Source organism: Campylobacter sp. DY7 (genome assembly GCF_057802535.1).
In genome coordinates, this window is sequence record NZ_JBYJAU010000001.1 from 76,243 (window position 1) to 87,480 (window position 11,238).

Here is an 11,238-nt window from a genome sequence, read left to right on the forward strand (position 1 = left end):
TATTTCTTATAACCTTTGAAAATTTTTTGATTTTGGATTTATTATATCATCACTTATATTTACGAAATCTTTATGTTTATATGCATTAATTGCCGCTCTTGCTATCATTAAAGCATTATCAGAACAATACTTTAATGGTGCTAAAAGTAGTTTTGAATTATGTTTTTTAGCAATTTTTTCTAATTCACTTCTAAGTAGCAAGTTTGCACTTGCACCTCCAACTACCCCTAAAGCTTTATAATGTCTTTTTGATAAAACTATATTTAATTTATTAATTATATGCTTACACGCAATTCTTTGAAATGCTGCTGCTATATTTGCCTTATCTTGCTCTAAAGTATTATTATCTATGCTATTTTGTATAGCTAATCTTACTTGATTTTTAATGCCTGAAAACGAATATTCAAGTCTATTTTTATTAGGAATTGGTAAAGAAAACTCATAAGTATTATTATTTTCAAGCTTAGCTAATTCTTCAATAAAAACTCCACCTGGATAACCTAAATTCATCATTTTTGCAACTTTATCAAAGCTTTCACCAAAACTATCATCGCTTGTGCTTGCTAAAATTCCTATTTCAAATTCTTTTGAAATTTCAATTATCATAGTATGGCCACCACTTACTAATAAAACCAAAAAATCATTTTCTAATTCGCTATCTAAAAATAAAGAGCAAATATGTCCTTTTAAATGATTTACAGCTATTAAAGGTAGATTTAATGCTACACTTAAAGCCTTAGCCATAGCAACACCACTTTGAAGTGATACTGACAAACCTGGTTCATTTGTAACTGCAATTGCTTTTAAATTATTAAAAAATGGCTTAGTTTTAGCTAGTATTTTAGGTAGGGCTTCAGTATGCAATCTTGATGCAAGCTCAGGCACAACTCCACCAAAATCTGAATGCTCATCTTGAGAGATTTTTTCATAAAAAACACATTCATAGGTATTTACATCAATAACTGCGATGCTTGAATCATCGCAGCTACTTTCAATTGCTAATATTAGTTCTTTCATTTTGGCTTAATCATATTTGCAGGAACAACGAATTTATCAAAATCATCTGCACTTAATAATCCTAATTCTAAGCAAGATTCTTTTAAGCTTATTCCTTTTTTGTGAGCATTTTTTGCAACTTTTGCAGCATTTTCATAGCCTATGTGTGGATTTAGTGCAGTTACTAGCATTAAAGAATTGTTTAGATTATAAGTAATCTTATCAATATTTGGAGTAATTCCGATAGCGCAATTATCATTAAAGCTAATCATCGCATCTGCTAATAATTTTAAGCTTTGTAAGAAATTATAAATAATTACAGGCTTAAATACATTTAGCTCAAAATTACCTTGAGAAGCTGCAAAGCCAATAGCTGCATCATTTCCCATAACTTGAACACTAACCATTGTTAAAGCTTCGCTTTGAGTAGGATTTACTTTACCTGGCATAATTGAGCTACCTGGCTCATTTTCTGGAATACTAAGCTCACCTAAACCACATCTAGGACCACTAGCAAGCCATCTAATATCGTTTGCTATTTTCATTAAGTTTGCTGCAAGACCTTTAAATGCACCATGTAAAAATACTAAAGCATCATGGCTTGTAAGTCCGTGGAATTTATTTGGGCTACTTATAAACTTAGTGCCTAAAAGCTCGGTTAATTTTGCTGATACTTTTTCACTAAGCTCTGGATGAGCGTTAATTCCAGTTCCAACTGCTGTTCCACCAATTGTTAGCTCTCTTACATCTTCAAGTGCTTTTAAGATATGTCTTTTTGAGCTTTGCAACATATATACATATCCACTAAATTCTTGTCCTAAAGTAAGTGGGGTTGCATCTTGTAAATGTGTTCTTCCGATTTTGATTATATTTTCAAATTCTTTTGCTTTTTTATCTAGTGTTTTTTCTAGAATTTCTAGTGCAGGAATTAGTGTTTTTTCGGTTTCTAAGACTGCAACAATATGCATTGCTGTTGGGAATGTATCGTTTGAGCTTTGGCTCATATTTACATGATCGTTTGGATGAACGATTTTTTCTTTTGTAAAATCCATTCCATTTAGTTTAGTTGCAAGGTTTGCGATAACTTCGTTTAGGTTCATATTTGTTTGAGTACCTGAGCCTGTTTGCCAAATAGCTAATGGAAACTCATCATTATGCTTACCAGCAATTATTTCATCACAAGCTTTAACGATAGCATCTTTTTTAGCATTATCTAATTTACCTAAGTCGTTATTTACTAAAGCTAAAGATTTTTTAAGATACGCAAAAGATTGTATTAATTCTACTGGCATTTTTTCTGTGCCTATTTTAAAATTTTCCAAACTTCTTTGTGTTTGTGCTGCCCACAATTTATCTGCAGGAACCTTTACCTCACCCATTGTGTCGTGTTCAATACGATAACTCATTTTATTCTCCTTTTATTTGTAATTTTTAATTAAATCAAATGTTGCGTTTTTAATAACATCAATTGTGCTTATTTCACATCTTTCATAAATACTATGTGGATTTAATATATTTGGCCCAATTGAAGCGCATAATAATTCACTTTGTTTAGTCTTTAAAACTCCGCATTCAAGTCCTGCATGAATACTACTCATACTAGCTTTTGGATTATATTTTTGTAAAGAATTAAGCACTGCATAAGTAAAATCATTTGGCACAGGTTCCCAAGGCTCATCTTTTGCAATAAGTTTTACATTGTCATTGTTAAAATGCGCTTTAGTTTTATAAAACACTTCATCTAAATCTGCTGAATTATCACTTCTTGCAAACATTTGCAGTTCTAATTCATCGTTATTTTGCTTGATAATTGCTAGATTTACGCTAGTTTTTACTATATTTAAATCTTTTGAATAAGACCAAACTCCGTGCTTATAGCTTGCAAGATGGCTTAAAATATCTTGTTCTATTACTTTTTCGCCTTTGCTTTCAAGCTTTGTAATTTCTATATTTTCGCTTGATTTTAATTCAGCGTCACTATAAAAAATAGCCTTTGCATTTACGCTTATACTATTAGTTCTTTCGCCTCCATTAAAGCTTACTAATTCAGCATCATTTTTATATAAAAATAAAGCCAAATCACTTATTGCACTAGGAATGTTTTTAATAATATCAATTCCACTATGTCCGCCTTTATAGCCTTTAGTGTGAGCTTCATATAGGTATTTTTTGCTAGGATTTTTGTAGCTTAATTTGATATTTACATTCATCATTAAACTTGCTGCACAGCCAATGATAACTCTATCTACGCACTCACTATCAAGATTTAGTAAATGCTTTGAGCTAATTTTTAGCTCTAAATTATTAGCTCCTATTAATCCAACTTCTTCATTAGCAGTAAATAAACATTCAAGGTCGTTAAATTCATTCATAGCTTCCATCATAATGGCAATTCCTATTCCATTATCAGCGCCTAAGGTTGAATTATTTGCTTTTATAAAGCCATCGCTTTCTATGATATTTATATTGGGTGCATCGCCTACACAAACCATATCATAATGACTTTGTAAGCATATATTAGAATTTCCTTTTTTGCATAAAATATTTTCTGCTTTATCAACTAGCACTTCAAAGCCTTTTGATTTAGCATAATTAATTAAAAAATCTTTTAATTTCACAGCATCAAAACTACAATGCGGAATTGCTGCAATTTGCTTGAAATGTTCTAAAACACTCATTATTTCTCCTTAATTTTTTACGAAAACATTAGATTTTAAAGTTTAATAAAGAGTAAGTTTAGTGTGTAAAATAGTAATTTATTTTAAAGTGTGTAAATTAGTAATATTTTTAAAGAATTTGAAATAGGAAATATAAATTGAAATTCCTAATTCAAATTCTAGAAATTAATTTTATTTGTATAAACTAAAAACATTTTTTAATATTTAATAAAGGTTATTAATGAATTTTTTGCAAAAACAAGCTTTAAAATATACCTGTAATTTTTTAAATAAAGAACTAAAATCAAAATTCAAATTCCAAGAAGAAATCGTGTTAAATAAGGCAAAAGATAATAAAAAGGTAATGCTTTATATTCATGTGCCATTTTGTCACACATTTTGTCCATATTGTAGTTTTCATAAGTTTGCTTATGATGAAGAATTATGTAAAGAATATTTTAAAATTTTAAGAGTTGAATTGCAGCAATTTAAAGACTTAGGATATGACTTCAATACGCTTTATGTAGGTGGTGGAACTACGCTTATAAATGAAGATGAGCTTATAAAAACTCTTAGTTTATGCAAAGACTTATTTAGCATTGAAGAGATTTCTTGTGAGAGCGATCCAAATCACATAAAACCAGAAGTTTTAAAAGATTTTAAAGGGCTTATTGATAGGCTTAGCTGTGGGGTTCAAAGCTTTGATAATGATATTTTAAGAAAGGTTAATCGCTTAGAAAAATTTGGCGAGCAAAAAGAATTAGTAAAAAAATTAGAATTAGCTAACGGAATACTTCCTACTTTTAGCATTGATTTGATTTTTAATTTCCCATCACAAACTAAGCAAATGCTAATTAAAGATATAGAATTAGCAAAAAGCATTGCTCCATCACAAATAACCTTGTATCCATTAATGAAATCTAATTTAACAAAAGAAATAATCGCTGCAAAATTAGGAATAGATAAGCAAGATAATGAGTATGAGTTTTATAAGATAATTTGTGATTATTTTAATGATTATGAACAAAATAATTCATGGAGTTTTTCTAAAAATAGGACTAGTTTTAATGATGAATATGTAAGCACTCATCATGAATATATTGGAGCTGGAAGTGGGGCGTTTTCTTTCACAGAAAACAAGCTTTTGGTAAATGCTTTTAAACTTGATGATTATAAGGCTAAGGTGTTAGAAGGCAAGAATAAAAAACTAGCTCATATTGATTTTAGTAATGAAGATGTGATTAATTATATATTTTTAACAGAATTTTTTAAGGATAATTTAAATATTAATAATTTTAATCAAAATTATAATTGTGATTTAGAAAAACATTTAGGTTTGAGATTAAAAGCAATGAAAAGTGTTGGTGCAATTAACATAAATAATGGTATTATTCAAAATACTTTTTTTGGCAAATATTTAGCACTTACTTTAATGAAAGAATTTTATATAAATATGGACTTAGTAAGGGCGTTTTTTAGAAAGGATTTATGATTATGAAAAAGGGCTTTTTGCTTTTTATATCTTTATTTTTATTTGCAAGAGAAAATCCATTCGTTCCTATTGTGAATATTAATAATCCAAGTCCTATTGAAGAGATTAAAGAATTGCAAAAAATAGCCTTTAATGTCCCAAGCGATGCAAGAATTTTAAATAAAATAAAATTAATTTATACAAATGTAGATGGGACTTTAAAAGAATACGAAATAGATGTAAATCAAGGGCTTGATTGGCATAAAGTTTATATGATGCTTGATGCAAGAGAGCTTAGTATAAAAGAAGATAAAGAGCAAAAAACAGAGCTTAAAGTTGAAGATAAAATCAAATTAGCTTTAAACAAAGAAGAAGAAAAAGAACAGCCTATCAAAACCCCAGAAATAGTAGAAGAAGTTACGCAATATAAGCCTTTAGAATATACTTTTTCAAATGATTTTAATGTAATACTTGATAAAAAAAATATACATATTAAAACTCACAATAATTTGCTTAGAGAATTTAGCCTAAAAAATCCAAATAGAATTGTAATGGATTTTAAAACTAATTATGTCCTACAAAACAAGCATTTTAAAATGGAAACTGATTATGTTGATGAGATATATTCAGGGGTTCATAGAAATTTTTATAGACTTGTTATTAAATTAGATGGAATTTATGATTATGATATTCAAAAAAATGTAGGAGAATACATTATAAAATTAAAATAAAAGGAGTGTTATGAAAAAAATCATTTTTTTAGGCGCTGGATATGCGAATTTATCTTTAATCAAAAGTCTTAGTAAAGAAGATTTAAAAAAGGCTGAATTTTTATTAATAAACAATAATTCATATCACTATAAAACAACAGAATTACATAAAATTGCAGCAGATGAAAGCGAAAAAAATATTAAAATTGATTTAAAATCAATCATTCCAGAAGAAATAGTAATCATTCAAGACACAGCTATAAAAATAGAGCCTAATAAATTGTATTGCAAAAACACTGATTATGATTTTGATGAAATTTATATAGGTTTAGGAGCGAATAAAAATACTTTTGGCATTGAAGGGCTAGAAGAAACTTACGAAATAGGCGATTATGAAAACGCACTTAAAACAAAAGAAGATTTGTATAAAAACCTAGAAAAATCAGAAAGCATTTATAAAAATGTTGTGATTTGCGGAGCAGGTTTTAGCGGGGTTGAATTATGTGCTTCTATCGCTCAAGTTTGTAAGTCAAAAGATATAGATGCAAATATTTATATAATTGAGGCAATGGATGAAATTTTGCCTATGTATAGTAAAGAATTAGCTAAAGTTGCTAGAAAATATTTAGAAAATTTAGGGGTAAAAGTCTTAAGCTCACATAAAATCATAAAAAAACAAGGTGATAGAATTTATTTAAATGATGAAGAAAATTATATTGACTCAAAAAACATTATTTTTACTGCCGGAGTTAAGGGAAATGCAGTTATAGGAAATAGTGTATTTGAGAGCAAAAACAATAGGGTCTTAGTTAATGAGTATTTGCAAGCTCCAAATTATGATAATTGTTATATTTTAGGAGATTGTTCTTTGATTATGAATAATGATAGACCTTTTGCACCAACAGCACAAATTGCTTGCAAACAAGGAAATTATTTAGCAAAAAGTCTAAGCGCTAGGCTAAATAATCAAAGTTTTAAAGAAAAATTTAGTTATAAAGACCAAGGAAGTGTTTGTTCTTTAAGTGAAAAATACGCAGTTGCAAGCGTGCAAGGTAGAGATTTTAGTGGCTTTTTAGCAAAAGTTTTAAAGAAATTTACCGAGATAAAATGGCAATATAAATTATTCGGCTTAAAAGGCTTATGATTTTTAGTATTCTTTAAGGATACTAAAAATTAAAACATAAATACACTAACTTTTTTATATATTCTTAATTTAAATTCCTATTTCAAATTCCTTTAAAAATTATGAGAATTTGAAATAGGAATTAGTAATTTTTATTCAAGATAATTTTAATAATTGTTTTAATTTTTGCTATGATATAAGTATTTTAAATTTAAGGCATTTAAATGTTTTTTTATAAAAAATGTGAAGTTTGTAAAAATAAAATTCCCTTACCTAAAACACATGTTTTTGATGATGATTTAGGATATATAATGAAATGCGATTATTGTGAAGCTATTTACAAACACCAAACAAGAGATATTTTAGGAATTTTGATTTTTATTTGCAATGTTTTTGCCCTTATTTTTAGTATTATTTTAATGTATGTGTTTTATTGTGTTATAGCTAACGAACTTATATGTTTTTTTTATCTTATTATTTTTGTATGGTTATTTTATGCATGTATTTCATATATTAATTATTGATAAATATGTTCTTGCTAAAAAGGAGAAATAATGGCTTTTAAAAATGCAATTATTGATGATAGATTAGAGAAGAAATATTCTTTTGTAGATATTTGTATTAAACATACTAATGATTGGTATCTCAGACAACATCATAAATTTCCTTTTGAAAAACGCATTGTAATAGATGAAGAATTAGGCTGCTGGTTTATAAGATGTATGAATTTTGATGACCCAGAACTAGACCATGCAAAGCTTAATAAATCTTTGTGGATTTTATATTATAAAGGCGAGCATATAAGGATAATTTTAGATTATGATATCAAACAAGAGATTGATAATGTAGTTTATAATAGAGTTTATAAAATCCTTTCTATAAGAGATAATAAAACATTAAATGAAAAAGAAATAATAGCCTTATTAAGAGAAATATTAGCTGTTTATAAATGGGACGGAAGCTTAAATAATGATAAAGAATTTAAAGCATATATAATAGATGAAGTATTAGGAGAATACTTATAACAAAAGGAGATTTTATAATGGAAAAAATTGTGATAAAAATTGTAATTTTAATTGCAATATTGCCAATTTATTGTTTTTTGTTTATGATGATTTTTTTCGTATATTCTACTCGCGATATGTTTATTTTATCAATTTTACAAGCACCTTATGGAAGTTTATTTGGTTCAATATTTATTATACCTTTGTGTTTTTTAACTCATGTAATATATAGCAAGATATCAAAAGAATTGTGTTTAATAATTTTATCTATTATATTTTGCTTATCTTATATCCCTGTTTTGATCTTGTCAATAGGTGCAATAATAGCTTTGATTTTGCCATTTGTGTATTATTATTTGTTAGTAAAGTTATACAAGAAATTTTTTAAAAGTAAATCAATCTTTATAGGTAATACTCAGCTTAAATTAGATTTTAAAAATATAGAAATTAATAACGAAATTTATGAAAAATATAAAATAAATGAAGTGCTTTCTAAATTCAATACACAAGATACTATATTTAATACAAAAACAATGCTAATTAATAAAGAGCTTGAATGTTTTTTCATAGATTGTGATCTAAATTCAAATAGAATAATTTGGATTTTAAACTATAAAACAGATATTATAAAAATAATTCTTATTCATAAAAAACGCCTATCAAATGATAATGCTATATTTGCAATCATAGATATTGCGGGCAATTATTTAATTAGCGAAGAAGAAGTGATTTATTTATTAAAAGAAATCTTAGATATTTATAATCAAGATAAACAAGTAAAATATATATTATTAGACAAGAAATATTAAATGATTAAAGAGAATTTAAAATTTATAATCATACTTGCATTAACCCCTATAAATGCTGTTTTTATATATCTTGCAATTAAATCTTGTTTTATTGAAAATTATTTGTTTTTAATGTTTGTTTATATGTTTGTTCATTATTTTGTTTTATCAATGAAGTATTTTTATGATAAATCAAAATTTTTTGCTATTGTTTTATTTAGTTTAATTTCGCTTATTTTTGTAGTAGAAAATTGGCTATATTTTATGATTTTTATTGTTATTTATATCCTTGTAATTTATATATTAAGAGAAGTTGATACAAGAAATGCGATTTATGTGATTAATCCAAAAGGATTTAATTTAGCCCATATAACTTTTGGATTTTTAATGCTGCTTTCATTTATTAGTATTGTAAGCTTTTTAAAAGATGAATTAATTATTTATAAAATAATCGGCGTAGTAATTATATTATGCACTTTAATTATGTTTTGTGGTGTTAAAAGAGTGATTTGCTATGAAGATTGCTTGGTATTTGTAAAAGGCTTAGGAGTTAGCAAAATAAAATATGATGATATTAAGGAATATTATTTTCTTAAAACAAATTTTAAAAATACTATAAGAATTTTTTTAAAGCGAAAAAGATTTAAGATTTTTTATATATCTTATGAGCTTTCGTTCAATAAATTTAATAAAAGCGATTTAGAAAAATTAGAAGAATTAATCAATAAAAATGAAAATAAAAATAAAGGAAATATATTGAAATTAATTTAAATAAAATTTATTCTAAAAACAATGCTATTTCATCACTTAATAAGTAGTTTTTATTAAATAATCTTCCATTTTTAATATAAACTAATTCTTTTAAATCATCAAGTTTTGATAAATCCTTAATAAGCTCTAAGCTAACCCCTACATTTGATCTAAGACCTAAAAAAATGCTTTCTAATCTAATATCATCTAAGCTTAATATTTCTTTACTTCTTTTGAGTGGATTATTTATATATTCAGCAAGACTAGAGCTTGCATAATAGCGAATATTTTTGCTCGTTCCTACACTTGAAAGCCCAATACCGATATAATCATCTTTATTCCAATAAGCTTTATTATGAGAGCATTCGTAATCACTTGAACTTGCAAAATTGCTTATTTCATAGGCTTTTAAGCCTATTTTATTAATTTGCTCGTAAAAATAGCAGTTTAGCTCATCATTTTTTTGTAAATAATCTATTTTATTAGCAAATGGAGTATTTTCTTCAAGTATTAAAGTATAAGCGCTTAGATGATTTAATTCTAAACTTTTTAATACATTAAGCTCATTATTTAACATAGTTAAATCGTCCATAAAAGTTCCATATATTAAATCAATACTATAATTTATCTTTTCTTTTTTAAGTAGGGCGATTTGATTTAGTGCTTCAAGTGATGAATGGCTTCTATTTAAGAATTTTAGCTTTTCATCATTAAAGCTTTGAACCCCAAGGCTAATGCGATTTAGTCCATAATTTCTCATAGTATTAAGCCATTCAAGACTTAAAGAATTTGGATTTGCTTCAGCACTTATTTCACAATTTGCATTTAAAAATGGCTTTAGTAATTTAAATAAATTTTCATAATACTTTGCAGGTATAAAGCTAGGCGTTCCGCCTCCAAAATATATGCTTTTTATATCTTTAGTAAAGGGCAAAAACCTTGATAAATCTAATTCTAAAGCCTTAAAATACTCATTTATTTTTTGCTTATTTGTAAAGCTAGCAAAGGAACAATAAGAGCATTTACTAGCGCAAAAAGGAATGTGAATGTATATTCTCATCTTAAGCTTTTAAATTAAATATATTTTCGCCTAATTTTGCGATTTGTTCATCTATCATTTTAAAGGCATTTTCTAAGGTTTTGTTAGCTAAGCTCATATAATCATCTTTAAAGTCAAACTTTTTAAACGCTTCATTAAAGCCATCTAGCAAGCCATTTTTTGCTGTTTTTAATTTATCAACATCATTATTTGCTAGTTCAAGAATACTATTTGCTATTTTTTGACCTGAGTTTTTAGCTCCAAATAAACCATTTTCGCTTATTAAGTCTTTTGCTAATTCCTGATTCAAATTCTTTAAAGTTAAATCCTTAAAATCATTTAAAAAGTTTTTGATATTTCCCCTATTATTCGCTATTTCATGAAGATTACCTTGAATGCTAATTTCTGTAATGCTGATTTCAAAACTTAAAGCAAAAAAGCTGTCGTTTTCTCCTTTTGCAGTTAGTTTTTCTAATTCTTTGTCGTTTAGTTCTACTCCGTAATTTTTTAAATTTTCTTTTATATTTTTTTGTGCTTCATCTTTACTTTTAAAGCTTCCTGCTGCTTGATAAGATAGGGTAATATTTTTTGCACTAATTTGCATTCAAACTCCTTAAATAAATTATGATTTTATATCGGATAAATTTAATTAATTCTTTAGGCAAAATGTTGCTTTCAATTAAATTTTTCTTGATAGTAT

The 11,238-nt window shown here is 26.5% G+C and carries 12 protein-coding genes; 7 read left to right on the top strand and 5 right to left on the bottom strand.

Features of this window, described 5'->3' with window-relative positions; genetic code table 11:
- Positions 1 to 6: 6 nt before the first annotated feature.
- Genes tsaD through AC1B00_RS00360 form a run of 3 tightly spaced genes read right to left on the bottom strand, consistent with a single transcriptional unit; the run spans position 7 to position 3,674 of the window.
- Positions 7 to 1,017: a tRNA (adenosine(37)-N6)-threonylcarbamoyltransferase complex transferase subunit TsaD gene (gene tsaD / locus AC1B00_RS00350; RefSeq protein ID WP_488847594.1), complete on the bottom strand. Its 1,011-nt coding sequence runs from the start codon at positions 1,015 to 1,017 to the stop codon at positions 7 to 9.
- Complete coding sequence (gene fumC / locus AC1B00_RS00355; protein ID WP_488847595.1) at positions 1,014 to 2,402, bottom strand: class II fumarate hydratase; 1,389 nt, start codon at positions 2,400 to 2,402, stop codon at positions 1,014 to 1,016. The genes tsaD and fumC overlap by 4 nt, the downstream gene beginning before the upstream one ends.
- A 12-nt stretch (positions 2,403 to 2,414) precedes the next feature.
- Complete coding sequence (locus tag AC1B00_RS00360; RefSeq protein ID WP_488847596.1) at positions 2,415 to 3,674, bottom strand: M28 family peptidase; 1,260 nt, start codon at positions 3,672 to 3,674, stop codon at positions 2,415 to 2,417.
- A gap of 220 nt (positions 3,675 to 3,894) precedes the next feature.
- Here AC1B00_RS00360 and AC1B00_RS00365 point away from each other — a divergent pair, with 220 nt between their 5' ends.
- The 7 genes from AC1B00_RS00365 (at position 3,895) to AC1B00_RS00395 (ending at position 9,520) form a co-directional block, all read left to right on the top strand.
- A complete protein-coding gene (locus AC1B00_RS00365) occupies positions 3,895 to 5,145 on the top strand; it encodes a coproporphyrinogen III oxidase family protein (protein ID WP_488847598.1) in 1,251 nt (416 codons plus the stop codon).
- A gap of 2 nt (positions 5,146 to 5,147) precedes the next feature.
- Positions 5,148 to 5,855: an AMIN domain-containing protein gene (locus AC1B00_RS00370; RefSeq protein WP_488847599.1), complete on the top strand. Its 708-nt coding sequence runs from the start codon at positions 5,148 to 5,150 to the stop codon at positions 5,853 to 5,855.
- 10 nt (positions 5,856 to 5,865) lie between these two features.
- The gene (locus AC1B00_RS00375; RefSeq protein ID WP_488847600.1) at positions 5,866 to 6,978 is read left to right on the top strand and encodes an NAD(P)/FAD-dependent oxidoreductase; all 1,113 of its coding nucleotides are present in this window, start codon (positions 5,866 to 5,868) and stop codon (positions 6,976 to 6,978) included.
- 203 nt (positions 6,979 to 7,181) lie between these two features.
- Positions 7,182 to 7,481 carry a hypothetical protein gene (locus AC1B00_RS00380; RefSeq protein WP_488847601.1) on the top strand — a complete coding sequence of 100 codons (300 nt, stop codon included), beginning with the start codon at positions 7,182 to 7,184 and terminating at the stop codon, positions 7,479 to 7,481.
- Positions 7,482 to 7,511: 30 nt separating this feature from the next.
- Entirely contained in the window at positions 7,512 to 7,982 is a 471-nt protein-coding gene (locus AC1B00_RS00385) for a hypothetical protein (protein ID WP_488847602.1), read from the top strand.
- A gap of 17 nt (positions 7,983 to 7,999) precedes the next feature.
- Entirely contained in the window at positions 8,000 to 8,770 is a 771-nt protein-coding gene (locus AC1B00_RS00390) for a hypothetical protein (protein ID WP_488847603.1), read from the top strand.
- A complete protein-coding gene (locus tag AC1B00_RS00395) occupies positions 8,771 to 9,520 on the top strand; it encodes a hypothetical protein (protein ID WP_488847604.1) in 750 nt (249 codons plus the stop codon).
- A gap of 7 nt (positions 9,521 to 9,527) precedes the next feature.
- Here AC1B00_RS00395 and hemW read toward each other — a convergent pair whose 3' ends face one another.
- Together hemW and AC1B00_RS00405 are read right to left on the bottom strand one after the other, a co-directional pair.
- Complete coding sequence (gene hemW, locus AC1B00_RS00400; RefSeq protein WP_488847605.1) at positions 9,528 to 10,559, bottom strand: radical SAM family heme chaperone HemW; 1,032 nt, start codon at positions 10,557 to 10,559, stop codon at positions 9,528 to 9,530.
- 1 nt (position 10,560) lies between these two features.
- Positions 10,561 to 11,142, bottom strand: a complete 582-nt coding sequence (locus tag AC1B00_RS00405) for a hypothetical protein (protein ID WP_488847606.1) — start codon at positions 11,140 to 11,142, stop codon at positions 10,561 to 10,563.
- Positions 11,143 to 11,238 lie beyond the last annotated feature (96 nt).